At 47.5% G+C, this 25,166-nt stretch carries 20 protein-coding genes; 9 read left to right on the forward strand and 11 right to left on the reverse strand.

Annotated features, from left to right (window positions below; all coding sequences use genetic code 11):
• Both B2X65_RS14295 and B2X65_RS14300 read right to left on the reverse strand, forming a co-directional pair.
• Complete coding sequence (locus B2X65_RS14295; RefSeq protein WP_290613676.1) at window positions 1-3,798, reverse strand: CHASE domain-containing protein; 3,798 nt, start codon at window positions 3,796-3,798, stop codon at window positions 1-3.
• Window positions 3,799-4,302, reverse strand: coding sequence for an Hpt domain-containing protein (locus B2X65_RS14300; protein WP_290613678.1), 504 nt, complete (start codon window positions 4,300-4,302; stop codon window positions 3,799-3,801).
• A gap of 226 nt (window positions 4,303-4,528) precedes the next feature.
• On the opposite strand from B2X65_RS14300, the gene B2X65_RS14305 reads away from it, so the two are divergent.
• Entirely contained in the window at window positions 4,529-6,646 is a 2,118-nt protein-coding gene (locus B2X65_RS14305) for a GGDEF/EAL domain-containing response regulator (protein ID WP_290613680.1), read from the forward strand.
• A gap of 20 nt (window positions 6,647-6,666) precedes the next feature.
• Here the strand turns inward: B2X65_RS14305 and B2X65_RS14310 are convergent, their stop codons facing one another.
• From B2X65_RS14310 to B2X65_RS14320, 3 genes are all read right to left on the reverse strand, one after another.
• A complete protein-coding gene (locus B2X65_RS14310) occupies window positions 6,667-7,227 on the reverse strand; it encodes a CBS domain-containing protein (RefSeq protein WP_290613682.1) in 561 nt (186 codons plus the stop codon).
• A 95-nt stretch (window positions 7,228-7,322) separates the two neighbouring features.
• Window positions 7,323-7,637, reverse strand: a complete 315-nt coding sequence (locus B2X65_RS14315; protein WP_290613684.1) for a hypothetical protein — start codon at window positions 7,635-7,637, stop codon at window positions 7,323-7,325.
• 164 nt (window positions 7,638-7,801) lie between these two features.
• Window positions 7,802-8,335: a YgjV family protein gene (locus B2X65_RS14320; protein WP_290613686.1), complete on the reverse strand. Its 534-nt coding sequence runs from the start codon at window positions 8,333-8,335 to the stop codon at window positions 7,802-7,804.
• Between the two features lie 194 nt (window positions 8,336-8,529).
• On the opposite strand from B2X65_RS14320, the gene B2X65_RS14325 reads away from it, so the two are divergent.
• A complete protein-coding gene (locus B2X65_RS14325) occupies window positions 8,530-9,549 on the forward strand; it encodes a zinc-binding alcohol dehydrogenase family protein (RefSeq protein ID WP_290613688.1) in 1,020 nt (339 codons plus the stop codon).
• A 23-nt stretch (window positions 9,550-9,572) separates the two neighbouring features.
• Here the strand turns inward: B2X65_RS14325 and B2X65_RS14330 are convergent, their stop codons facing one another.
• From B2X65_RS14330 to recQ, 3 genes are all read right to left on the reverse strand, one after another.
• A complete protein-coding gene (locus tag B2X65_RS14330; protein ID WP_290613690.1) occupies window positions 9,573-10,178 on the reverse strand; it encodes a YkgJ family cysteine cluster protein in 606 nt (201 codons plus the stop codon).
• Between the two features lie 129 nt (window positions 10,179-10,307).
• Window positions 10,308-12,407: a sensor domain-containing diguanylate cyclase gene (locus tag B2X65_RS14335; protein ID WP_290613693.1), complete on the reverse strand. Its 2,100-nt coding sequence runs from the start codon at window positions 12,405-12,407 to the stop codon at window positions 10,308-10,310.
• Between the two features lie 123 nt (window positions 12,408-12,530).
• The gene (gene recQ / locus B2X65_RS14340; protein ID WP_290613695.1) at window positions 12,531-14,327 is read right to left on the reverse strand and encodes a DNA helicase RecQ; all 1,797 of its coding nucleotides are present in this window, start codon (window positions 14,325-14,327) and stop codon (window positions 12,531-12,533) included.
• 305 nt (window positions 14,328-14,632) lie between these two features.
• Between recQ and pdhR the strand changes: the two genes are divergently transcribed.
• The 7 genes from pdhR (at window position 14,633) to B2X65_RS14375 (ending at window position 22,915) form a co-directional block, all read left to right on the forward strand.
• Window positions 14,633-15,391 carry a pyruvate dehydrogenase complex transcriptional repressor PdhR gene (gene pdhR, locus B2X65_RS14345; RefSeq protein ID WP_290613697.1) on the forward strand — a complete coding sequence of 253 codons (759 nt, stop codon included), beginning with the start codon at window positions 14,633-14,635 and terminating at the stop codon, window positions 15,389-15,391.
• 52 nt (window positions 15,392-15,443) lie between these two features.
• Window positions 15,444-18,110, forward strand: coding sequence for a pyruvate dehydrogenase (acetyl-transferring), homodimeric type (gene aceE / locus B2X65_RS14350; protein ID WP_290613699.1), 2,667 nt, complete (start codon window positions 15,444-15,446; stop codon window positions 18,108-18,110).
• Window positions 18,111-18,121: 11 nt separating this feature from the next.
• On the forward strand, window positions 18,122-19,846 hold the full coding sequence (gene aceF, locus B2X65_RS14355) for a dihydrolipoyllysine-residue acetyltransferase (protein WP_290613701.1): 1,725 nt from the start codon (window positions 18,122-18,124) through the stop codon (window positions 19,844-19,846).
• Between the two features lie 294 nt (window positions 19,847-20,140).
• Window positions 20,141-21,553 carry a dihydrolipoyl dehydrogenase gene (lpdA, locus tag B2X65_RS14360; RefSeq protein ID WP_290613703.1) on the forward strand — a complete coding sequence of 471 codons (1,413 nt, stop codon included), beginning with the start codon at window positions 20,141-20,143 and terminating at the stop codon, window positions 21,551-21,553.
• Between the two features lie 131 nt (window positions 21,554-21,684).
• A complete protein-coding gene (locus tag B2X65_RS14365) occupies window positions 21,685-22,125 on the forward strand; it encodes a T6SS effector amidase Tae4 family protein (protein WP_290613705.1) in 441 nt (146 codons plus the stop codon).
• The gene (locus B2X65_RS14370; RefSeq protein ID WP_290613707.1) at window positions 22,101-22,535 is read left to right on the forward strand and encodes a hypothetical protein; all 435 of its coding nucleotides are present in this window, start codon (window positions 22,101-22,103) and stop codon (window positions 22,533-22,535) included. Before B2X65_RS14365 ends, B2X65_RS14370 begins: the two co-directional genes overlap by 25 nt.
• 2 nt (window positions 22,536-22,537) lie before the next feature.
• Entirely contained in the window at window positions 22,538-22,915 is a 378-nt protein-coding gene (locus tag B2X65_RS14375) for a T6SS amidase immunity protein Tai4 family protein (RefSeq protein ID WP_290613708.1), read from the forward strand.
• Between the two features lie 202 nt (window positions 22,916-23,117).
• Here B2X65_RS14375 and B2X65_RS14380 read toward each other — a convergent pair whose 3' ends face one another.
• The 3 genes from B2X65_RS14380 to B2X65_RS14390 form a co-directional block, all read right to left on the reverse strand.
• The gene (locus B2X65_RS14380) at window positions 23,118-23,933 is read right to left on the reverse strand and encodes a hypothetical protein (RefSeq protein WP_290613710.1); all 816 of its coding nucleotides are present in this window, start codon (window positions 23,931-23,933) and stop codon (window positions 23,118-23,120) included.
• A 276-nt stretch (window positions 23,934-24,209) separates the two neighbouring features.
• On the reverse strand, window positions 24,210-24,503 hold the full coding sequence (locus B2X65_RS14385) for a hypothetical protein (RefSeq protein WP_290613712.1): 294 nt from the start codon (window positions 24,501-24,503) through the stop codon (window positions 24,210-24,212).
• Window positions 24,500-25,042 (reverse strand): hypothetical protein, encoded by a 543-nt coding sequence (locus B2X65_RS14390; protein ID WP_290613714.1) that lies wholly within the window; start codon window positions 25,040-25,042, stop codon window positions 24,500-24,502. Before B2X65_RS14390 ends, B2X65_RS14385 begins: the two co-directional genes overlap by 4 nt.
• Window positions 25,043-25,166 lie beyond the last annotated feature (124 nt).

Here is a 25,166-nt window from a genome sequence, read left to right on the forward strand (position 1 = left end):
TCACTCTTGTTGTTGATCAAGTAGTTGCTGAAGTATTGCAGCTGCATCCTGAAAAGCCAATACCGAAATACGTTCGGCTAGCGCCTTCGCCAAGACAGCATCTTGTTTTATTAACTCGCTTTGAAGGTCTTTAAACAACATTGTTGCTGACATATTTGCATTATTAAGATGGCGCAATAATATCTGCATATTACTTAGCAGTACCTCTTTATCCATGGGCTCCGGCTTAGCGACGGAAGGTTCAATGGCCGCTTGGTATTTTAACAATTCGGCAAGATGCTCCAGACTCGACCGGCAGGCGTCAATTAGCAGGTGTTCTGAAAGCATGTCAGTGGCTTCAGCCTGTGCGGATTGCTGCTCAAACCGGCCAGAAATATCAGCCAGTTCACTGAACCCGACGGTTGCGGCGGCGCTTTTCAGGCTATGGGATAGCAAATGCAAATCCCGCGTTGAATCATGCGCTTCTAATACAATAAGGGCAGCGTTTATATCTTTTTGTAATTGCGCAGCAAGTTTAAAATAAAGCGGCACATTACCAGCCAGTCGCTTTAATGCAGTTTTAATATCGATATGATGTTCTGCACAAAAATCGTGTAGTGAGTCGTCTAAGTGCGATTTTTCCGGTGTAGCTTGTTGCCCTGAAAGTGGTTGATGCTGACAGTAATGGCAAACTTTATCGATAACTTCCTGCAACGAAAACGGCTTGGCAATATGGTCGTTCATTCCTGCCTTAAGACAGGCGGCTTTATCTGTAGGCAACGCATTTGCGGTCATAGCAATAATAGGAACTTGTTTCAGTGACAGATCACTGCGGATACGTCTTGTTGTTTCATAGCCATCTATTTTTGGCATCTGAATATCCATCAGAATGGCATCAAAAACATAGTCGGTATCTGCCAGTATTTCCAGCGCCCGTTCGCCGCTATCGGCCGGAGTGACGGTGGCTCCCTCAGCCTGTAACAGTTCAATCGCGACCAGCTGGTTCGTTAAATTATCCTCGACTAACAGAATATGTAGCCCTGCCAGCGGTTGCAGGCGCAGGTCCGGGCTTGTATTGTTCGACGAGACCGGCTCACCGTGCACAATGGTTTGTACAGTTTTTAACATCACATCAGGGGTAACCGGTTTAATCAGAAAACCGTCCAGCAAGGTTTTATTACTATCAGTGTTTTTTGTTAAGACCTCTCTGCCGTGGGCCGTTACCATGACAATAATGGGGGCAAGGGAAAGTTGTTTGTTTTTACGAACCTGCTCGGCAAACGCCAGGCCATCCATGCCTGGCATTTTCCAGTCCACCAATAATAAGGTGTAAGGGTTGTCCTGTACCTGAGGTGTACTTAACAGCTGGAGCGCCTCTTCCGCACTTTGGGCGCAATCTGCCTGCCAGCCGAGGGTAAGGCACATTTCCTGCAGTATCAGCCTGGCACTGGCATTGTCATCAACAATAAGCGCATGAAAAAGGGGGGTGCTATGTTGCGGTATCGGAAAGACCAACTCCTCGCTGATTTTGTGCAGCGCCATGCTAAACGAGAACTCACTGCCAACATCAGGCGTACTTTGTACTTTAATCGTACCGCCCATCAAATTAACCAGCCGTTTACTGATGGCAAGGCCCAGACCGGTACCACCAAAACGGCGTGTTATTGACGACTCCGCCTGATGAAAACCACTAAAAATGACTTCTTGTTGTTTTTTGGTCATGCCAATACCGGTGTCACGAACCTGAACATTCAGAATAATCTTGTCTGAAATACTCAGCGTTACCCCAACCGAGACAATGACTTCACCCTGCTCGGTAAACTTAATAGCATTACCAACAATATTTAATAAAACTTGCTTAATGCGTAAGCTATCACCGCTTAATTGATCCGGAACGTCTGCGGCTATCCTATACAGTACCTCTACATCTTTATCCTCAGTAGCTGACGATAAAATAATACCGACGTCCTGCATCAGCATCGCCATGCTAAAGGGATGGTTATCCAGCTCAAGCTTACCCGACTCTACTTTAGAAAAGTCCAGAATATCATTTAGCAGTGACAGCAACGATTGGGCTGCCCGGTAGGTTTTACTGATGTAATCTGTCTGGCGTTGATCAAGTGCTGTTTTCTGAGTTAATTGCAGCAGACCGAGGATAGCGTTCATTGGGGTGCGTATTTCATGGCTCATATTGGCCAGAAAATCTGATTTAGCATTGTTGGCGGTATCGGCCACTTCTTTCGCGGCGGCAAGCTCATTTTCCCGGCGAATTTGCTCGGTTAAATCATAAGCTATACCCAAGTAGCCAACAATATTACCTTCAGCGTTGACCAGGCTGCTGACGTTTAAGCGCACGGCGATATGGTCGCCGGTTTTTGTGACATAGGTCCAGCGATTTGCATCATTTTTACCTAGCCGGGCTTTAGCGACAAAGGTGTCAAAACCCACAGCAACTTCAGTACCCAGTTCCCGACTCAGCTTTGCTGCCCGCTGAGTCACTTCTTCTTCGAGGTGGAATATCGCGGGTGTGTTTTTCGCTATCATCTCCTCCGCCTTATACCCCAATAGCATTTCAGCGGCCGGGTTAAACACCGTAATCAGGCCATCAACGTCGGTGGCAATAATGGCATAGCCGGCACTTTCTAAAATAGTGCGCTGTAACGCACTCACCTGGCTTATTTCAGCTGTTCGGCGGGCAACCTGAACTTCAAGCTCTGCGTTTGCTTTGGTTAAAGCGGCTTCATTTATTTCCCTTAATTCGGCTTTGTGCAGTGCCATTTGTTTACGGCGCAACAGTAACAGTTGTAACGTGAATACAATAAGGGAGATTAAAATCGTTAAGCTCATGATCTCACGATACAAGCTATTGTAAGAAGGTAACGCCAACTCTGTTACAAATTGCTCAGTCGGTGCCAGCTCAAGCTGCCATTGCCGGCCAAACAGGCTCAGTTGCGACTGTTGCTGATATTCACGCAGGGCAGCTGTCTCGTTACCGCGCTGAAAAAAATTGATATTCTGGCTATCAGTAATATCACTAATATTCAGTACCACGTTCGGTCCAAGGCCGGCTATTGTGCTAAGTACTTCATCAATTAATAACGCTGCATAACTCCAGCCAAACAAATGCTGAATCCTTTCCTGCCCGGTTGTTGGCGCCGGGGTAATGTTATAAACAGGTATTAAGATTAGAAAGCCTTGCTGACTTTTTTGCTCCGCCTGCACCAGGGTAATCGGCGCAGTTAATCTTACGGCGTTATTCTGCGCGGCACTCATGGCGGCATAGCGGCGCATAGCTTCTGAACCGATATCCAGGCCGATAGCCTCGTTATTGTGTATTTCCGGTTCAATATACTGGATTACCAGTAAACTATCGTTATGGGGGGTAAGTTGCCGAAGCGCAAATTGTTTATCCGGGCGTTCTTGTTTTGCACTCTCAATAAACTCAGCCAGATTACGTTGCGCCACATAGCGGACAAAACCAAAACCTCGTGCCCCCGGAAATTCCAGTGGGTAATCGCGGGTATTGGTATATTCCTGCATAAGTTGATAATTAAATTTTTCCGGTGACGATGCCATCACTGCGCCACGGGTGCCGCGCAAGCCATACTGGTAAAGTGTAACCTTCTCTCTGACCCCTTCACTAATTTGACTCAGCCGCGACTGCACGGCCTGACTTATTCGTTGCTGTTGTTGAATTTGCTCTTTATCAACGGCCCGTTCTGCCAAAATGTATCCAAAGATCAACAAACTTAACGGTAACCATAAAGAAAATAAAAATTGCCTGAGTTTCAAACTTTTATTACCTTTATTAGCGCTCATTTATTTTCCCGTAGCGTCCGTTGGCAAATATTTCTGGAGTAACAAGGCGGCTTTAGCAAAGTCCAGAATGGCAACCTGATGTAAAAATTTGTCAGCGTCAACTTCTGACAGTAATTGCTCTAATTGAAGTCTGTTTTTTGCGACCAGAGTGCAGGCTGCCATATCCTGATTCTTCAGTAAAGTATGCAAATGACTGAGATCAAGCTCACTGCCTGATTCCGTAACAGGTAATGAGTGCTCGCTAATAATGGCGTGTAATTCAACACAGCTTTGCCGATATACACTAAAAAAGTGTTGCCAGCTTTGTTGAGTGACAATTTGCGCAGAATCCAGCTGATGTTCAAGCTGCAACGAATGCTTGACCAGTTCGTCGGCTCCCAGAGTGGCATAACTACCCCGCAGCTTATGCAACAGCTGCTGGCAACTCTGATGATCAGAAGTCGCAATATAATGCTGTATTTGCGAGATATTATCCGAAGTGCTATCGATCAGATTTTTTACCATCGTCAAAAGCTGAGGCAAACGCTTATTGGAGAGCATTAATAGGCTGTCGAGCCGGTTGCGGTTAATTAACGTCACTGCAAGCCTTATGGTTTTACAAATTTAAACAAAAAAAACAATTAAAATACTTATTTTTCATACTTTAGTTTAATTGATGCAGAAATAAAACATTAAATGCGCTATAACTGAAACAGGTAAATTCGACAAAAAGCACAACAGGACCTCATTAATGGAGCTGACGATTAGTAGTGCATCCAAAATTCTGATTATTGACGACCAGCCAGCTAACATTGCACTGCTAAGTGAAATGCTGCAAGACATGGCCGAAATATATTTTGTCAGTAAAAGCACTGAAGCGTTAAGTAAAGCACAAGAATTGCTGCCGGACGTTATTTTGTTAGACATTGAAATGCCGGAAATGAGTGGTTTCGAAGTCTGTAAATTGCTGAAGCATGATCCGCTGACCGCTGATATTTCAGTTATTTTTATTTCAGCGCATACCGAAGCAGAGTTTGAGTATAGTTCTTTAGCGTATGGCGCAGTAGATTTTATCGCGCGGCCATTTAACCGGGCTATTTGCCGTTTACGAGTACAAAATCATTTGTTTATGCAGCAACAAGCTAAAGCGCTGCTCTACAGCAAACAGCATATATATGCTGAAAAACAACGGCTGCAAGTCACCTTGAATTCAATTGGTGACGCCGTTATTGCGACCGATACTGAGGCAAAAGTTACTTACATGAACCCGATTGCTGAGCATATGACAGGCTGGCTGCAGGTTGATGCTGTAGGTAAACCTATCACTGAAGTGATGTTACTGCGGGATACTGAAAGTAAACAAACGGTGACGAATCCCGTTAGTCTGGCCCTAACAGAGCAACGGATTGTCGCTATGGCACTGGACTGTGAATTAGTACACCGAAATAGCCTGGAATCTTCTGCTGTTGAGGACTCTGCTGCGCCGATTTTTGATGAACAAGACAGGATCATAGGCGCCATTATCGTGTTTCATGACGTGGGTGAGGCCAAGGCGCTGGCCACCAAAATGAGCTTTTTAGCAAATCATGATCAGTTAACTGGCCTGCCTAATCGCATTCTGTTGCATGACCGGCTGGAGCAAGCATGTTCTCTGGCAACGATGATCGAGCGAAAAGTCGGTTTGATCCTTATTGATGTCGACCAATTTAAATTTCTGAATGATTCATTAGGGTATCAGTCTGGCGATAAGTTATTAAAATTGCTGGTTAAACGCTTGCAAACCATTCTGGAGCCCGATCATACCCTGGCTCGCACCGGGGGGGATGAGTTTGTGCTGATTTTTCCTGACATTGTGCATATAGAGCAAATTAGTAATCTGGCGCACAATATCAGTCGGCTATCAAGGCAACCTTATGAGTTAAATGGTAACAAATATAACATGTCGCTCAGTATGGGCATTAGCCTGTACCCGACAGACTCCAGCGATGCTGAAACTCTGTTAAGACATGCCGACGTAGCCTTATTTAAGGCAAAGCAGGATGGCAGAAACAATTTTTGCTTTTTTTCTGATGAACTGGGGCAGCGCATGTTGCAGCGCCATCAGCAAGAACAAAGCTTGCGGGAGGCGATTGCAGAAGACAGGCTTGAAGTGCATTTCCAGCCAAAAGTAACGCTTATTGACGGTAATATTATCGGAGCAGAAGCGCTGGTCCGGCTCCGCAATAAAAATGGCAGTTTAATGTCACCTGCAGAATTTATCCCGCTGGCGGAAGAAACCGGTCTTATTATTCCTTTGGGGAAAATGGTGCTGGTAAAAGCATGTCAACAAAGTGCGCGTTGGAAAAAGGCGGGAATAACTTTGCCAGTGTCGGTCAATATCGCCGCAGCGCAGTTTACTGAAGCCGGTTTGGTAGGGTTAATAGAGCATCTGTTGCAAGAATACCAGTTGGCACCCGCCATGCTGGAACTGGAAGTGACCGAAACGGCACTGATACAAAATCCGCAACAAACTGCAGAAACCTTAAGCCAGTTCCGTGCGATTGGCATTACTGTCGCTATTGATGATTTTGGTACCGGCTACTCCAGTCTGGCGTACCTTAAGCAGTACAAAGTGGATGTGCTGAAAATTGATATGTCTTTTGTTAAAGACATGTTGTCTGATAAAAACGACCATGCCATTGTTAATACCATTATCTTACTGGGACAGTCAATGCAGATTGAACTGGTTGCAGAAGGTGTAGAAACGGCTGAACAGCAGGCGATGTTACTTGAGTTAGGCTGCCGATATGGCCAGGGCTACTATTATAGTAAGCCGCTGGCCGAGGATGACTTTATGCAGTACCTTAAAGCTGGCAAGGCGCTTAAATAAGCCTGCCAGCCTGATAATGGTTAAGCATTGACACTATCGAACAGGGTCAAAAAGGTCGGTGCCTGGCGAATATGCACCGGCAAATGCAGCCGCCTTGCAATATCCTGTGCGCTTATCACACCACGGATAAGATGCGACTCGCGATCGACCACCACGCAATGCTGCTCGCCACTGGATTGCAGGGTATTTAATACATCGGCAATAGTGCAGTGTTGCAACTGCTGCCAGGCCAGGGCTTTAATCTTTTCCCGTGGTCGCATTAAATCGGCTACTTTAATCTCCCGTCGATCATCGCCGTTAGCAACCCGGCGCATAATAGCTTGATCAGATAAGTGTTCCAGATGGATCAAACCACTAAGCTCACCTTGTTCATCCACCACCAGCTTCAGTTTGCTGCGTTCAATCTGCATCAGTGCCAGCGCATCGCTGGCAGGGGTGGTTTCACTGATCATTTCAGGCTGACTTTGCTTAAAGTCGCTGACCAGGTGCAGTGCGGGTGAGGTTAAACTAGCATGGTCAAACTCATCTGGTTGCACCAAATGGTCAATCGCTTCTACTGCAAATAAAGATAATGTTTTCATGATATTCCTCGCTACCAACACGCAGAGGCCGCGCTGGCGATAAAAAATTTTTAATAAGGCATTTAATAAGAAATAGTGCCGTAAACGATTTCAGATCAGGAATATACTGGAGGGGCTCGTACCGGATGTGCAGCTTTAGGTTGCGCCAGGGCAATAGCGCTGGGCAGGCTCACTACCACGGCACTATGGTAACGTGCTGTCGGGTTTTGGAATGAGATCAGGCTATTGTCGTTATCATCGCCGCTGTCTTGTTCACTGGCAAGGCTCGTCTGGCCGGTTAACGGACTTATTGCCTGAAACTGGCCGTCAGCTAACGGCGCTGCATGAGGAGCATGCGCACTGGCAATCTGCGGTGTAATCAGCAGATTCAAGTAAACTATTAAGGCAACCGCACTTAACCAACGCATCATTTTAAAAGTATTCTCTGCAAAGCTAAGCCGCAAAAAACGGCATTACAAGCTGCTACTGATAATGACGGGCCCGCATGCACTCTGCAAGGGGGTAATGCAAAAATAGTTTACTATTGCGACCAATGGCGGTTTGCTAAAGGCCGAACTTGTCGTCAGACGCTGGGTTAGTCAGAATAGCCCGGTGCGACCATTTTGGTTGCAAGGCGGCGGGCACGTAGAAATCCCATCAGATTACTTAGCAAAAACGCAATTTCCATCAGCACCGCTACCGGTGAACCCACCAGAATATTATGCAGGATCCAGATGCTGGCTCCCAGCGCCATACAAAGCCGGACCCGGCCTACTCTGGTTAGAAAACTGCCAAAAGTACCCAACATTGCTGCGGCATAGGGCAACAGGTTTAGCGGGCTGCTGTAGGTCGTCAATAAAATGAGGGTTGCGCCAGCCATGAACAACAGCATCCAGCACTGCCGGGGGTACAGGGCGGCTACCAGAAAGCGGATCGCGGTTAAGCTGACAAACAATGCGGCCTCGTATTGACCTAGCAGTCCGAAATGGCTGGCATTGAGTACCGCAGAAATAAACCAGAATTTGAGCATCGCGCTGCGCTGTTGCTGCCAGAAAGCAAAAATACCGCTACCAAAGGCAATGGCGACTAGCAGTTGTGACCCGAAAAAAAACAGACTGAATTCTGACAAAACACTCTCAGTTGCTGGTGAATAGCGACAACCATAATACTGAATAACTAAGCGGCTTGCTTGTCGGTGCTGGCATAACTTATAACTAACTGCATGTATGCTGTGCCGCAAAATGCCATTTTATTTGACAGAGCGCTGGCTGGAGAATAATTTTCTGGTAGGCTTGCTATAACGACATTCATTAAGGGATCAGCATGAAAGCTGTGGGCTACCAACATACTCTGGCAATTAATGACCCCGAGTCATTAATTGATATCGAACTGCCTCAGCCAGAAGCCAGCGGCCGCGATGTGCTGGTAAAAGTGGCGGCGTTGTCAGTAAATCCGGTTGATACCAAAATTCGTAGCAAGGTGGCGCCAGCTGCAGGCGAGTATAAAGTGCTTGGTTGGGATGCAGCCGGCGAAGTGGTTGCTTGTGGCGACGCGGTAAGCATGTTTAAACCAGGCGATAAGGTTTACTATGCCGGGGCGCTTGATCGCAGCGGATCTAATGCGGAGTATCAGCTGGTCGATGAGCGCTTAGTCGCGCTAATGCCAGTTAATTTAACCTATGAACAGGCTGCTGCGTTGCCATTGACCGCAATAACGGCCTGGGAGTTGCTGTTTGACCGGCTTGAGTTAGATCAATCCAGCCTGAAATATCCGCGGCCGATACTGTTAATTACCGGTGCCGCGGGTGGTGTCGGCTCGGTGCTGGTGCAACTGGCCCGGCAATTGACCAGTGTTTGTATTGTCGCAACGGCTTCCAGGCCTGAAACTCAGGCCTGGGTCAAAGCGCTCGGCGCACATTACGTTATTGATCACAGTAAGCCGCTGCAACCACAACTTGCTGAGCTGGGTATTGATGCTGTCAGCCATGTTGCCAGTTTAACCCATACCGAACAGCACTATCCTGAGCTGGTAAAATTGTTGGCACCGCAAGGTAAACTGGCGCTGATTGATGACCCTGTAGGTGGCATTGATATTATGCCGCTGAAACAAAAAAGTATTTCGTTGCACTGGGAGTTTATGTTTACCCGCTCCTTATTTGCCACCGCTGATATGCATTTGCAGCATCAGTTATTAACCGATTTAAGTCGCTTAATAGAGCAAGGCCAGATAAAAACCACCTTACAGCAAACGATGGGCAGCATTAATGCGGCGAATCTGCGCCGGGCGCATGCGTTACTGGAAAGTGGTAAAGCCATGGGCAAGATAGTGCTGGCCGGTTTTTAACCGGCAGCAAGTGGTGTGACACATCAGGCTATTTGCTGATCCGGTTGATCGAAGCTATAGCTGGCTTTAAACAAGACCTGTTCCAGCGCCAGTTGCAGCGCTGTGTTAATTGGGTAGTGGCGGTTACCAAGCTGGTAATCCAGTTCATTTACCTGCTCTTTGCTTTGCATCATCAGTGGTGGCGGAGAGCTTTGTAGCATAATGACACTTTGCTGATACTTAGCCGGGTGATCGCTCTTAATGGTTTTACACACCGATAATGAGGTTTGCCCGGTTTTGTCGCGATAACCCGCGGCACCAAACATCCGGCAAATACTCGGGCGGTGCTGATAAATACTGCACTGGCCCTGTTTGCCATCAAAAGACAGTTTCTGATAAAACACACAACTTTGCTGCTGTGTTAACTGCCCAAGATCACTCAGGGTTTGTTCGGCTTTGCCTTGGTCAAACAAGTGCAGTGCCAGTGGCAGCATTTCCAGCACGGTTGCCTCGATAGTCGGTGCCAGACAGCACTCACCACAACCGCTACGGCATTGTAAGCCCTGGCGCTGTTGATAATCACTGAAAGTTTCCGCTATTTCGCCATACACAGCCTCAACACGACGCGATAATTCACGCAGCCGTAACATACAGACTCCGAACGAAATACATAAAGGGTTTGCTTAATAAAGAAACGACGGATTGTCGCGCCGCCATTCTACGCTTAGCCGGATAAACTCAGCAAGAGGGCGTTGTAAATATAGTCAGTGGCTAAAACATCAACTGGTTACCATCGGCTCGGTATAAAGATGGATCCGATTCTGACCTTTATCTTTTGCGCTAATGGCCGCAGCGGCAGCCTGAACTAAAAAGCTGTCACTGTCCTGGCGGCTGTTATCAATAACCCGGATGCCAATATTAATGCTGATAGCAAACTGTTGCTGCTGCCAGCTAAAGTTAAATGCTTTAACCAAATCGATTAGACGATATGCTACCACCAGCGCTTCATTGGCATTTTTACCGGGCGACAGCAGAGCAAACTGATCTTTCTCCAGCCGGGCCAGCATATCAGCCGGGGCCAGATTTTGCGCCAGCTGCTGGCCCAGCTGCTTCAGTAAATCATCACCGGCAGTATGGCCAAACCGGCTGTTTATATCATTAAACTCGGCCACATCGATAAATAACAGACTACTTTTCCGTCTGCCTGTCTGATACAAGGTGCGGGTTAGCTGCTGCAATAGATAATGACGATTATACAAGCCGGTTACCGCATCATGGTTGGCCTGATAACTTAGCTGTTCATAGGCCAGTTTCTGTTTGCTGATATCGATAACAGAACCATGAATAAAGGCGGGTTCGGTGGCCGTAGCTGGCACCAGCCTGGCTGATAGCAGTGCCCAGAATGGACTGCGATCGGCCCGTAAGCCACGGATCTCAGCTTGTTGTTGACCAAACTTATGCAGTTGACTAGTAAAATCCAGTCGATCATTCGGGTTCGCATAAAACCGGGCCATGCCATTGACGCCGACGTCCTGACGTAACTCACTGATTTGCTGATAACCCAGGATCTGCAGTAATGCCAGATTGGCATCGACTAACTGTCCTTCAGCATTACCGACAAAAAGGCCTTCGCTGGCCTGATGAAACAGCGTTTTATATTTACGCAATTCGTTAAGCGCTGCATGATCGGTGGTTTGTTCTGCATGAATATGGTCAAGACTGAAATGAATAACCGACATACACAACAAAATAAGCAGCAGCGTTAAATAATGCCATTCCAGTAACTGTTTAAAGTAGCCCAGTTGCGCCATGGTCAGAATGGCGGCACTCAGTAGCAAAAAGAAACAGGCTAAGGCCAGCGAGCGGGCGCTTTTCTGGCCGGCAACGGCATAATGCAGGGTAAGCAAAATATTGCTGCTAAGTAACACCGTTATACTGCCAAGTAATAACCAGAAGCGCCATTCGCCAGCGACAAGTAGCGGGCTGAACAATAAACACAGCGCCAGCAGGTTATTAAAGACATGTACCTTGTGCCAGATAAACGATAACGGTTGTTCCAGCCTGGCCCGGATAAACAAGTTTAGGCATAACAATGAGATCCCGGAAAAAATGTACAGAATTGCCAGATTAATTGCCGGGTTGTCAGGCCACATTAACGGAAACGCCAGTCCGTTTAATATTGCCAGAACCATAGCAAAACCGGTAAAAAACACGCCCTGATACAAACGATGGCGCTGGCGCAGCTGGTTGAACAGTAAAAAACTGTGCAAGGCCAGCATCAGCAAAATGCCACTAAGCACCCCGTCGAAAATGGCATTGCCCTGCTGCACACTAATAAAGGCTTGCGGTTGCCACAGGGTAATATCACTGGGAATAATGGCCGCATCTACTACCCGCAGATAAACGTCAAAATCCTGCTCGGGACCAAAGTTCAGCGCGGTTACGTAGCTGCGATAGGGTAGTGCCCGGACATTGAACGGGTAATCGTTGCCGGTGCGGTTAAGCAGTTCGATGTCTTTGCTGGCCCGATCAACCCGATACACCTCAAGCTTATCTACCATCGGAAAGTTATATTCCAGCAACCAGGTTACCGGTTGTTTGCTGGTACTGCGCAGCCGGGCTTTGAACCAAATGGGTTTGTCATCACTAACCAGAATGCGTTTATCAACGGCGACCGACTGAAAACTGTGAAGGTAGGCCGGATCAGCCAGAATATCATCAAGGGTAATGTCACGGGGTGAGCTTAGATAATACAGATATTGAATACCGGTTTTGGCGGTAGCATCGGGGTCAAGCCGGTTGCTGTCGGTTTGCGCGGCCAGAGGCCAGCTACAAAGCCATAACAGCAAGGCATATATCCAGGGTTTTGCTGGTACCACTAGCGCTCTCCGTCGGCAGGCAACATATGTACAATAAGGGGGTTAACAGAAGCCAGCTGCCCCGCTGCAATTTTAACAGTAGCTTAGCTTAATTACTTACGTTTTAGCTATACAAAAATAACATTAGCCGCTAGCGGCCAGATAGTCACCTATTTCAGCAATAAATTCACTGCCATAGCGGCTAAGTTTAGTATTGCCCACGCCAGACACGGCCAGCATGCTGCTATTGTCGGTGGGTAAGCGCTGACACATGTCGATTAAGGTTGCGTCACTGAATACCACAAACGGCGGTACGTCATCCCGCTCTGCCAATTGTTTACGCAAGGTCCGAAGCCGGGCAAATAACGCCCTGTCGTACTTTTGGTTGCCAAGCTTGGCGGGCACTTTCTGGCTGCTTTGCAAGCGCGGTACCGCCAGTTGCAGGTTGGTTTCACCCCGTAATAGTGGCCGGGCTGCAGGTAATAACTGCAACACCGAGTTACGGGTAATATCCTGTTGCAAATATCCAAAGTGCACCAGCTGGCGCAATACGCTTAACCAGTAGTCATGGCTATGATCTTTGCCCAGGCCCCAGGTACTTAGCTTATCATGCGCCTGCTCGCGGATTTTCTGGTTCTGGCTGCCGCGCAGCACCTCAATGACATGGGCCATACCATAACTTTGCTCTACCCGGTATACACATGACAACGCTTTGCGCGCCAGCTCAGTGGCATCAAACTGCTGCGGCGGGTTTAAACAAATATCACAGTTACCGCAGCGTTGTTGCCGGGCTTCGCCAAAGTAATTGAGTAATACCAGGCGGCGGCAGGTTTGTGCTTCAGCAAAAGCGGCCATCGCCTGAAACCGTTGCCAGGCTACCTCAGCCCGTGCCGGATTTTCTTCAGCTTCCAGCCAGCGTTTCATCCGGGTAATATCTGCCGGGTCAAACAGCATCAGCGCTTCTGCCGGCACGCCATCACGACCGGCGCGGCCGGTTTCCTGATAATAGGCTTCAATGGTGCGCGGCAATTCAAAATGAATAACAAAGCGGATATTAGATTTGTTTACGCCCATGCCAAAGGCCACGGTGGCGACGATGATTTGAATGTCATCGCGCTTAAAATCATCCTGCACCTGGCCACGTTGCTCGCTGTCATGGCCGGCATGGTAGGCCGCCACTTTAAAGCCACGCTCAGCCAGCTGACCACTCAGCTCATCGACTTTGCGCCGTGAGCTGCAGTAAATAATGCCGGCACTGCTGTCCTGCTGCTTTAAGTAGCTGACCACTTGCTCCAGTGGCCGGAATTTTTCCTGTACCGTATAGCGGATATTGGGCCTATCGAAGCTGCCGGTGTAAATGCAGGGGTTTTGCAAGGTTAACTGCTGCACAATGTCCTGGCGGGTCGCAATATCGGCGGTAGCCGTCAGCGCCATTACCGGAACGGCAGGGAAGCGCTGCTTTAATAACGCCAGTGCCATATAGTCGGGCCGAAAATCATGGCCCCACTGCGAAATACAATGGGCTTCGTCAATGGCAAATAAACTGACGCCAACATCAGTTAACCGATCTAAAAATGCCGGTTGCAATAACCGCTCGGGAGCGACATACAATAGTTTTAATTCGCCACGGCGCAGCCTTGCAAACACCTCGAGTACCGCTTCCCGGCTTAAACTGCTGTTAACGAATTCAGCGGCAATACCATTGGCCTGCAGGGCGTCAACCTGATCTTTCATCAGCGACATTAACGGCGAGACCACAATCGTTACCTGGGGCAAATGCAAGGCGGGCAGCTGATAGCACAGCGATTTTCCGCCACCGGTTGGCAGCAGCACAAAGCTGTCGCGACCTTGTAATGCCGCATCAATAATTTCAGCCTGGCCATCGCGAAAGGCGCTGTAGCCAAAGGCTTGTTTTAAAGTGGCTAATAAGTGTTCTGACACGCGCCGTTGCTACCCTGAAAAAATCAGCGGCTATTGTATGCGTTACGCCCGCTGATTTACAGCTTTGCCGCAATTGAATCTGCCATCGAAGTACGTTGCTGGTCAGACCAATTTGATTATAGCTAGAATTGCCTGGTGTTATTGGAGTTTTAACTCTAAATATTTTCTGTTTTGCCTTTGCGGCTATTGTCTGCTTTATTTACTTGTTATAGAAAAACTGATACCGTAGCGCCTCTTTTTAATATTGGTAATACCAATTTACAACTTGTCGAAAGGCAACCCAGCACAAGTGAAGCTAACCCGGCATGGCAGATTATAAAATTAAACCCGCTAAACTCTCAGACCGTATCGTAGAGCAGCTGGAAAACATGTTGCTGGAGGGTAGCTTTGCCCCGGGCCAGCGTTTGCCGGCAGAGCGTGAACTGGCTGAGCGGTTCGATGTGTCACGCCCCTCCTTGCGTGAGGCTATTCAGAAGCTGGAAGCCAAAGGCTTGCTAAGCCGGCGTCAGGGCGGCGGTACTTATGTCTGTGATAATTTGGCGGTGGGCTTAACCGACCCTTTGTTTGCGTTAATTGGTCGCCACCCGGAGTCACAGTTCGATTTGCTGGAATTTAGGCATGCGTTAGAGGGTATTTGCGCCTATTACGCTGCACTACGCGGCACGGCTGCCGATCATCAGCAAATTAAAGATTTATACAACAGCATTTGTTTAAGTCAGCAGCAACAGGACGTTGATGCCGAGGCCAAAGCCGTTGGCCAGTTTTATCTGGCGGTAGCGGAAGCGTCGCATAATGTGGTGCTGCTGCATTTAGTGCGTGGTTTGACTCCGCTGGTAGAACAAAACGTGCGCTTAAACCTGGTGGCGCTGGCGGCGCGCGAGGGTAGTGCTGAACAACTTAATGCCCATCGTCAGCATTTAATGCAGGCGGTAATTAATGGCGAGCCGGAAAAAGCCCGCCAGGCCAGTAATGGCCACTTAGCTTTTATTGAAGAAGCGTTGTTGGAAGTAAACAAAGAGCGCTCGCGAATTGAGCGCTCGTTGCGTCGTTCCCAGCAAGGCTGATAACCTGATAATTTTAAACGCGTAGGCGTGAATAACCATAGGAAACCTCGATATGTCTGAAGTCAGTAAGAATGACATCGACGCTCTGGAAACAAAAGAGTGGCTGGAAGCACTGGAGTCAGTGGTTCGCACCGAAGGTGTGGAGCGGGCGCAGTTTCTGCTTGAGCAGGTATTAGAACAGGCCCGCCTAGAGGGCGTGGCCATGCCAACCGGTGTGACCACTAACTACATTAATACCATTCCACCACAACAAGAGCCCGCTTACCCTGGCGATGTGAATCTGGAAAGACGTATCCGCTCGGTTATTCGCTGGAACGCCATTATGATTGTGCTGCGCGGCTCGAAAAAAGAGTTGGAGCTAGGTGGCCATATGGCCTCTTACCAGTCGTCTGCAGCATTTTATGAAACCTGTTTTAACCACTTTTTCCGCGCGCCGAATGAAAAAGATGGCGGTGATTTAGTTTATTACCAGGGCCATATTTCACCGGGTATTTATGCCCGCGCCTTTGTGGAAGGCCGCTTAACGGCAGCGCAGCTGGATGGCTTTCGCCAGGAAGTGGATGGCAACGGCTTATCGAGCTACCCACACCCGAAATTAATGCCTGAGTTCTGGCAGTTCCCCACGGTATCAATGGGCTTAGGCCCGATAGCCGCTATTTACCAGGCACGCTTTTTAAAATACTTAAATGGCCGCGAGTTAAAAGATACCAGCGAACAACGGGTATACGCCTTTTTGGGCGACGGCGAGATGGACGAGCCGGAATCACGTGGTGCCATAAGCTTTGCTGCGCGCGAAAAACTGAATAACCTGTGTTTCCTGGTTAACTGTAACCTGCAGCGCTTAGACGGCCCGGTAATGGGTAACGGTAAAATTATTCAGGAACTGGAAGGTTTGTTCCGTGGCGCCGGTTGGAACGTAATTAAAGTGGTCTGGGGCCGCGGCTGGGATAAATTACTGGCCAAGGACACCACCGGTAAATTGCTACAGTTAATGAATGAAACCGTTGATGGCGATTACCAGACCTATAAAGCCAACGACGGTGCTTTTGTTCGTAAGCATTTCTTTGGCCGTTATCCGGAAACCGCCGCCCTGGTTGCCGATATGACAGACGAAGAGATTTTCGCCTTAAAGCGCGGCGGTCATGAGCCTTCTAAGTTATTTGCTGCCTTTAAAGCCGCGCAAAACTGCACCGACAAACCGACAGTTATTCTAGCCAAAACCGTTAAAGGGTACGGCATGGGTGATGCTGCCGAAGGCAAAAACATTGCCCATCAGGTGAAGAAAATGGACATGACCCACGTATTGCAATTGCGCAAGCGCCTGGGCCTGGAAGACTATATCAGTGAAGAAGCGGTTGACGATCTGCCCTATATCGAACTGCCAAAAGACTCACCAGAATTACAGTATCTGCACGATCGGCGTAACGCGCTGCATGGCTATACCCCGGTTAGGTTGCCTAATTTTACCAAGCCGTTAACCCTGCCCGAGCTGGACGCATTTGACTCGTTATTAACCGAGCAAAAACGTGAAATCTCCACCACCATGGGTTACACCCGTATTCTGAATGTGTTGTTAAAAGACGAACATATTGGTAAGCAAATCGTGCCTATTATTGCCGATGAAGCCCGTACTTTCGGTATGGAAGGCCTGTTCCGGCAAATTGGTATCTATAACCCGGGCGGCCAGACCTATACCCCGGAAGACCGTTCAGTAGTGTCGTACTACAAAGAAGATGTGGGTGGTCAGGTATTACAGGAAGGCATTAACGAACTAGGCGCGATGTCGTCCTGGGTGGCAGCTGCCACCTCTTACAGCACCAACGATTTACCGATGATCCCGTTCTATATTTATTACTCGATGTTTGGTTTCCAGCGGGTAGGTGATATGGCCTGGATGGCCGGTGATCAGCAGGCGCGCGGCTTCCTGTTAGGCGCTACCGCCGGACGCACCACGTTAAATGGTGAAGGCTTACAGCATGAAGATGGCCATAGCCATGTGCTGGCCAGCACCGTCCCTAACTGTATTTCGTACGACCCCACGTACGTTTACGAGCTGGCAGTGATTATGCAAGACGGCATCCGCCGCATGTATGGCCCGGATCAGGAAAATATTTATTACTACATTACGGTAATGAATGAAAACTACCATCACCCGGCTATGCCAAAAGGCGCCGAAGAAGGTATACGTCGCGGTATTTACAAGCTGGAATCGTATAACGGCGATCGCGGTAAGGTACAGCTGTTAGGCTCAGGCACCATCTTTAACGAAGTGCGTAAGGCTGCTGAAATTCTGAGCAAAGACTACAGCGTTGCCTCAGACGTGTTCTCGGTTACCTCGTTTAACGAGCTGGCCCGTGATGGCCAGGACGCAGAACGCTTCAATATGCTAAACCCGGACGCGAAAGAGAAAACACCGTTTGTGGCGACGGTATTAGGTACAGCACCGGCGATTGCTGCTACCGATTATATGAAAAACTACGCTGAGCAAATTCGTGGCTTTATCCCGGCGGTATCTTACAAGGTGCTGGGCACTGACGGCTACGGCCGCTCAGACAGTCGCGAGAATCTGCGTCGTCATTTTGAAGTAAACGCTGGGTATATTGTGGTTGCTGCGCTGTCTGAACTGGTAAAACAGGGCGAGCTGAAAAAAGCGGTGATTAGCGAGGCCATTAAGAAGTTTGGCATTGATGCAACCAAAACCAACCCGTTGTACGCGTAAGGGGATAACTGATGACGAATGAAATTAAAGTACCCGACATTGGCGCAGATGAGGTTGAAGTAACCGAAATACTGGTTAAGGTTGGCGACAAAATTAAACCCGAGCAGTCTTTACTCAGCGTTGAAGGCGATAAAGCGGCGATGGATATTCCATCTCCCGAAGGCGGCGTGGTTAAAGAAATCAAAGTGAGCACCGGGGATAAAATCGCAACCGGTAGCCTTATTATGATTTTTGAAGGCGGCGCTGACGAAGCTTCGAAAGACAGCGACGACAAAGACCAGCAAAACGCTAAGCAAGCTGACGATAAAAAGTCAGATGATAAAACGTCAGATAAGCAAAAATCAGCAGACAGCAAGCCCGCTGAGAAAAAGTCTGGTGGCAGCGCCAGCAAAGACGTTGAAGTGCCAGACATTGGTGGCGACCCGGTTGAAGTAACCGAAATACTGGTAAAAGTGGGTGACAGCGTGAAAGCCGATCAGTCACTGCTTAGCGTCGAAGGCGACAAAGCCAGTATGGAAGTGCCGGCACCGTTCGAGGGTAAGGTAAAAGAAATTAAAGTTAGTGTCGGCGACAAAGTGGAAACCGGCAGCCTGATTATGGTGTTTGAAACTGCTGCTGACGACGCTGATACTGAGCAAAGTGACGACAGTGATAATAGCGCCAGCAAGGACGACAAGAAAGACGACAGCAAAAGCGATGCTAAAGCCAGTGAGCAGAGTACGGCCAAAGCTGACAGCAAAGAAGCCAACGCAGACACGGCAGACAAAGGCGACGGTTTTGTTGAAAACAAAGCTTATGCGCATGCATCGCCGGTTATCCGTCGCTTAGCCCGTGAATTTGGCATTAACTTAGCCAAAGTTAAAGGCACGGGCCGTAAAGGCCGGGTGGTGAAAGAAGATGTGCAAAACTATGTGAAGCAGTTGGTAAAACAGGCTGAAAGCGGCGCATCGTCTTCCGGTGCAGGCAACACTGGCTCCGGAAATAGTGTTGGCTTTGATTTAATTGCCTGGCCAAAAGTCGACTTTGCTAAGTTTGGTGAAGTGGAAAGCAAGCCGTTATCGCGTATTCAAAAGCTGTCGGGTAATAACCTGCATCGTAACTGGGTGCGTATTCCGCATGTTACCCAGTTTGATGAAGCCGACATTACCGGCCTGGAAGACTTCCGCAAAGAGCAAAATAGCCTGGCCGAGAAGAAAAAAATGGGCGTTAAATACACCCCGCTGGTGTTTATTATGAAAGCGGTGGCCAAGGCACTGGAAGACTATCCGACGTTCTGCAGTTCGCTGTCTGAAGATGGCCAGAGCTTAATAATGAAAAAGTACATCCATTTAGGTATCGCAGTTGATACACCAAATGGCCTGGTAGTGCCGGTGGTAAAAGACGTCAACAAAAAAGGCATTATTGAACTGTCGCGCGAACTGATGGAAATATCCTCTAAGGCGCGGGAAGGCAAGTTAAGTTCTGCCGATATGCAGGGCGGCTGTTTTACCATCTCCAGCCTGGGTGGTATTGGCGGTACGGCGTTTACGCCCATCGTTAATGCCCCGGAAGTGGCCATTTTAGGTGTCTCTAAATCAGAGATTAAACCAAAATGGAACGGTAAAGAGTTTGAGCCGAAGTTAATGGTGCCGTTGTCGGTATCTTATGATCACCGGGTAATAGATGGCGCCTTAGCAGCACGCTTTACTGCTACGTTAGCCAGCTATCTGGCCGATATCCGGCAAATTATTATGTAAAACCGGATTACGCCAGCAAAAACTGGCGTAATTTTCGATTGATAGCACAATCAATGGTTACAGAGCGGCGGCTCTGATGTTAAAATTCCGCCACTTTTTTCGCCTGATAGCCTCAATCCATTATTCTATGGATTTCGAAGTGCACGTAGGCGGCAAGCAAGCGAGTCCCCATGAGCTTAGGTTAGCTAAGTGATTGGGGTGAGCGGTGCAGCCAACACCCGTGCAATTTGAAATACGATGGATAATAATGCTGTCAGAACACCGGGAAAACCGGACAATTATGAAGGTAATACGATGAGCAACGATATTAAAACTCAGTTAGTAGTCGTGGGCGCAGGCCCTGGCGGTTATTCTGCAGCCTTTCGTGCAGCAGATTTAGGTTTAGAGGTTACCCTGGTTGAAGCGCGCAGCACCTTAGGTGGCGTATGCTTAAACGTTGGCTGTATTCCATCTAAAGCCTTGTTACACGTTGCCAAGGTTATTGACGATGCCCATGATATGGCGTCGCACGGCGTTACCTTTGGTGAGCCAAAAATTGATTTAGACAAAATCCGTGACTGGAAAGACAAAGTTGTCGGCCAGTTAACCAATGGCCTGGGCGGCATGGCGAAAATGCGCAAAGTTAAGGTAGTTAACGGTTTCGGTAAATTTACCGGTGCTAACACCTTACAGGTTGGCGACACCAAAATTACCTTTGAACACGCCATTATTGCTGCAGGTTCAGAGCCGGTATCACTACCGTTTATTCCAAAAGATGACGACCGGGTTATCGACTCTACCGGCGCGCTGGAATTAAAAGACATTCCGGGTGAAATGCTGGTGTTAGGTGGCGGTATTATCGGCCTGGAAATGGGCACCGTTTATCGTGCACTGGGTTCTAAAGTATCGGTAGTGGAATTTGCTGATCAGTTAGTACCAGCAGCCGATGCTGACTTAGTAAAAGCCTATACCAAGTACAACAGCAAAAAATTCAACATTATGCTGTCGACCAAGGTAACCAATGTTGAAGCGAAGAAAGACGGTTTATACGTCACCTTTGAAGGCAAAAACGCACCGGATAAAGCGGTACGTTACGACAAAATTCTGGTGGCAGTGGGCCGTAAGCCAAACGGTAACCTGTTAGACGCTAAAAAAGCCGGTGTTGACGTTGATGATCGCGGCTTTATTAACGTGGATAAGCAACTGCGTACCAACGTTAAACACATTCACGCCATTGGTGATGTTACCGGCCAGCCGATGTTAGCGCACAAAGCGGTACACGAAGGCCATGTAGCGGCTGAAGTGATCTCTGGCATGAAGCACTACTTCGACCCACGCTGCATTCCATCAGTAGCATATACCGACCCGGAAATGGCCTGGACCGGCATTACCGAGAAAGAAGCGAAAGAGCAGGGCGTAAAAGTAGAAACCGCGACCTTCCCATGGGCAGCATCAGGCCGTGCCATCGCCTCAGCCCGTACTGAAGGTTTCACCAAGCTGATATTCGACAAAGAAACGCACCGCATTCTAGGTGGCGCCATTGTCGGTATTAACGCCGGTGAAATGCTGGGCGAAATCTGTTTAGCAGTAGAAATGGGTGCCGACGCTGAAGATATCGCGTTAACCATCCACGCTCACCCAACCCTGAACGAGTCTATCGGCTTAGCTGCCGAAATCTACGAAGGCTCAATCACTGATTTGCCAAACCCGAAAGCGAAGAAAAAGTAATTTTTCTGGGTTTTAGATAAAACAAAGGCCGCAAATGCGGCCTTTGTTGTTTCTGGTTGAGATGTTTTCAAATAATAAACATTGTGTTAATCTTTTTGTTCGATAACAAACATGCAAAAAGGATTAGCACAATGCTGGTTCAGTTCAGTAAATTATGGAAAAACCACCCGTACCCTAATTTTCCCTGTGACAGAGGATTGTTCGCAAACCAATGTGCCATTCGTATGGGGGTAGCGTTAGAACTATCTGGTGTTGATACCTCCAGCTTTGACACCAAATACCCACAGAGACGTTGCTACCCTGGTTTAAACCACAGCCCGCGACATATTCTGGCAGCGCAAGAGCTGGCCAATTGGCTTGATGATGCTGGCAACAACGCATTCGGCAGCAAAAGAGTGATCAGAGGTGGTGCGCTTGAATCCCTCAAAGGCAAGAAAGGCATCGTTTTTATAATGAACGGCTGGGACAGCACGGACCATATCGACTTATGGGACGGTGAAACTCTTAAAGGTGGCGCTCCCGATTGGTTAAATAAAGGAGACGAAGTATGGTTTTGGGAAATTACAGTGTGATCCGTCTCGTTTCTCTGGCTGCTATTCTGGCTGTGACTTCATGTGCTCAGGCCGATATCAGTGTTAATTCTGCCAACGATGTCTGTAAGGTAACAAGCGATGGCAAGAGCTATGAATTACAGCTTACGCCGCCATGTAGCCTGGTTAAGGTCGATTACAAAGATCACGACTATTTTCAGTACTACGACAGCAAGGTATACATAGTAGCGGGCAAACCGGCACCGCTAGCGCAGTTGGCTAAATGGTCTGTTACTGAAGCGGATAATTGCTCATTGCAATCGCAGGCGGTAATTGTCAACGCGGGTAAAATGCATCTGTCTGATGTTCGGCAAGATGCGTTGACCTGCCCAGAAATTGGTCTGGATGAAAAAGTATACCGGGATTACTTCGATAATATGATGACTAAGTAGGCATGAAAATCAGGGTAGCATTAACGGCATTTATTCTGATGATTGTCATCTCGGGCATAACTAAGGCCGATATGGCGTTTAAACAGCAAAAGGAACTAAAGCTGTTTCAGCATTATGCCCAGGCCAGTTGTTTAGCCACGGCTTTTAGCGATGGCGATATTCACCAGCAAGCAATAAGTGCATTAAACGGTTACCGCGAGTTTGGTGCCATGCCACTGGAGGCGTATCAGGAACTGGCAGAGCCAATGCAGCAATGGCTTAAAAAAGATTACGCCATGAAAGCTGGCAAGCAAAATAACCTGATGAAGTGTATTGATTTTGCAGAGTCAGAGATCGTAACAAAAATCTATCATGGCTATGCTGACAAGGCTAAAAGCTAGAGAAAAGTGAAATCTGCTTAGCGGTAGAAATGGGGGCCGACGCTGAAGGAGTCTATCGATTTAGCCGCCGAAATCTACGAAGGCTCAATCACCGATCTGCCAAACCCGAAAGCCAAGAAAAAGTAATTTTCTGAGTGTTAGGTAAAACAAAGGCCGCAATTGCGGCCTTTGTGGTTACAGTGAGCATGAGCCTCAGCCACAACTAACTAGAAGGTATGTTATAGCTCGTTTCTTTTAGTAGTCGATGCTCTCCTTTACTATCTGTCCACGACAGAGTAAGAGATTTCTCACAGTTTTCTTCGGTTTCCACAATTGCTTCAATATTGCCCAGATCAACATCATCAACTTTCCACTTTAGCTGAGTACCAGAGCTAAGCGGAGAACCTATAATGGAGAACAAGTTGTCCCGACGGTAATTAAATTTTTTAAATTCATTGAACAATGTTGAAACAGCTTCTGGCACTACTCCTATATATCTGGCATCCCCACTGTATATCCCGTCGTTAAAATAAGTAAATCGTTGTCCGGTGCGTTCAAAATACTTACAGCTATTTTCTGGTTGATTTTTTGAAGCCGTTGCCGAGGAAGGGAGGTGGTTACTTTGGGTCAGTGAAGTGATCACTTTATCTTGGAGAAACAGTTCGATATGAGATATACAACCCTCGTACTTATTAATATTGTATAAAGCGTCTTTATTACTTAATTTAAAAGACTTTATACCAAAAGTGTAGCTAACTTCAGGTCGCGATGGAAATACTGACTTAATCTGTGCATCAGTAGCATTTATCGGAAGCTTTCTGGCTTGCTCAAAGAAAGTTCTGAATTTTTGAGGTAAATGTGATGGTATTTCCTCAATGTTCGCTTGGTTGCTCATTTCTCGTCCCTCACTATACCGAAAATGGCTTACTATATAAGCATTTGAGCTGCAGTTCGGCCCACCGTCAGCGTGGTCGTCTTTAGAACTAAACCAAGCAAAAAATAACGCTGCGAAAAAAACAACTACAACAAAAATCTTCATTAACAACCCCATTCCTTTGGTTAATTTAGTTATGCTAACCAAGCTATTGCAGCTAAAAGTTTTTAGCTTCTAGCGTTTTAAAAGGTCGACAAAATACCTTAAAAATAAAGCTTATTGAAGTTAATAATATTGAAAAATCAGTAAATTTAGTGAGCAGATCCAACAGTTGATTCGCATGATTTGACTTAAACAACTGCGCCCACTTTCAGCGAGTTGTAAAATTTGGGGTAGATGAAAATTAAATCGGCTGCATGCTTTACTACAGCCGGGGTCTGATTACTTGGAGTCAACAGACTTAAGGTGTTTACGCCGTTCTTGCTTTTGCGCTTGTTCCATAGCTTCTTCTTCCTCGGCCAGCTCTTCATCAGACATCAGCAAACGATCATAGCCACCGGCGAGTATACCGCGTTCATCATCACCCAAATCGTACTCATCTGTTAAATACTTAGCTGCGTCTTCTTTAGCGCGTTTAAGTAACCAGGCATCAAACTCCGGTGTGCCGGGTTCAGGGCGAGCTTCAACGTTGTTGCTATGTACCAGCTTTGGTTTGTCTGCTTTATTGTTACTCATAACCATCTCCAAAGATGCTCGGGGTTGCTACCTTTGCTTTTCTGATAAATAAAACCTTGTTGCTGATAAAGCGAAATTAGCTTGTGATTTAACGGACGCATAATTTTAATTTGAGTCGCACCAATAGCCCGAGCATATGCTTGAAAAGCAATCATCGCAATAGTAAAAACTTGGCCTGAAAGCAGTGTTTTATCAGGATTAGCTTCTATCACATCTAGTCGCATCGATTTACCCGTTTTGGTTGGGATGCCGATCGCAAGACCACATAGCGTTGCTTTACTCCAGGTGGCTACATCTAATCGGTTCGGATGCCGGGCGCTCCATGCCTGATAGTCATTGGCAAAAGACCAGGGAACCGCAGTACCTAAACCTTTTCTGCGAGCCTCCCATATCCTGGCTTGTTGTAATGCTTCAGTATCAATATGCTTTAGTGACACGATATCCCGGAAAGTCGATGGTAAAGAGGCTTGAGCCGTTACAATGGCTTGGGTTCTTAACGATTGGTATTTATTCTCGGCATGTAGATGCGCTTGGTTCATAACAGTTCCTTTGCTGGGATGAATAATTAACGTGAAATATACGTTAATTTATTTCATCTTGCTACTTCGATTCACTTCTACCAAGCAATTCGTTTATTGCCGTTGGAATCTCTCCCTGCTAGCA

The sequence above is a fragment of the Arsukibacterium sp. UBA3155 genome (genome assembly GCA_002364615.1).
Classification (GTDB): Bacteria; Pseudomonadota; Gammaproteobacteria; order Enterobacterales; family Alteromonadaceae; genus Alishewanella.

Bases quoted from the DNA above. Each gene is read 5' to 3' on its own strand.
- B2X65_RS14295 (WP_290613676.1), bottom strand. From the start codon at position 3,798: ATGAGCGCTAATAAAGGTAATAAAAGTTTGAAACTCAGGCAATTTTTA.
- B2X65_RS14300 (WP_290613678.1), bottom strand. From the start codon at position 4,302: ATGGTAAAAAATCTGATCGATAGCACTTCGGATAATATCTCGCAAATA.
- B2X65_RS14305 (WP_290613680.1), top strand. From the start codon at position 4,529: ATGGAGCTGACGATTAGTAGTGCATCCAAAATTCTGATTATTGACGAC.
- B2X65_RS14310 (WP_290613682.1), bottom strand. From the start codon at position 7,227: ATGAAAACATTATCTTTATTTGCAGTAGAAGCGATTGACCATTTGGTG.
- B2X65_RS14315 (WP_290613684.1), bottom strand. From the start codon at position 7,637: ATGATGCGTTGGTTAAGTGCGGTTGCCTTAATAGTTTACTTGAATCTG.
- B2X65_RS14325 (WP_290613688.1), top strand. From the start codon at position 8,530: ATGAAAGCTGTGGGCTACCAACATACTCTGGCAATTAATGACCCCGAG.
- B2X65_RS14330 (WP_290613690.1), bottom strand. From the start codon at position 10,178: ATGTTACGGCTGCGTGAATTATCGCGTCGTGTTGAGGCTGTGTATGGC.
- pdhR (WP_290613697.1), top strand. From the start codon at position 14,633: ATGGCAGATTATAAAATTAAACCCGCTAAACTCTCAGACCGTATCGTA.
- aceE (WP_290613699.1), top strand. From the start codon at position 15,444: ATGTCTGAAGTCAGTAAGAATGACATCGACGCTCTGGAAACAAAAGAG.
- aceF (WP_290613701.1), top strand. From the start codon at position 18,122: ATGACGAATGAAATTAAAGTACCCGACATTGGCGCAGATGAGGTTGAA.
- lpdA (WP_290613703.1), top strand. From the start codon at position 20,141: ATGAGCAACGATATTAAAACTCAGTTAGTAGTCGTGGGCGCAGGCCCT.
- B2X65_RS14365 (WP_290613705.1), top strand. From the start codon at position 21,685: ATGCTGGTTCAGTTCAGTAAATTATGGAAAAACCACCCGTACCCTAAT.
- B2X65_RS14370 (WP_290613707.1), top strand. From the start codon at position 22,101: ATGGTTTTGGGAAATTACAGTGTGATCCGTCTCGTTTCTCTGGCTGCT.
- B2X65_RS14375 (WP_290613708.1), top strand. From the start codon at position 22,538: ATGAAAATCAGGGTAGCATTAACGGCATTTATTCTGATGATTGTCATC.
- B2X65_RS14380 (WP_290613710.1), bottom strand. From the start codon at position 23,933: ATGAAGATTTTTGTTGTAGTTGTTTTTTTCGCAGCGTTATTTTTTGCT.
- B2X65_RS14385 (WP_290613712.1), bottom strand. From the start codon at position 24,503: ATGAGTAACAATAAAGCAGACAAACCAAAGCTGGTACATAGCAACAAC.
- B2X65_RS14390 (WP_290613714.1), bottom strand. From the start codon at position 25,042: ATGAACCAAGCGCATCTACATGCCGAGAATAAATACCAATCGTTAAGA.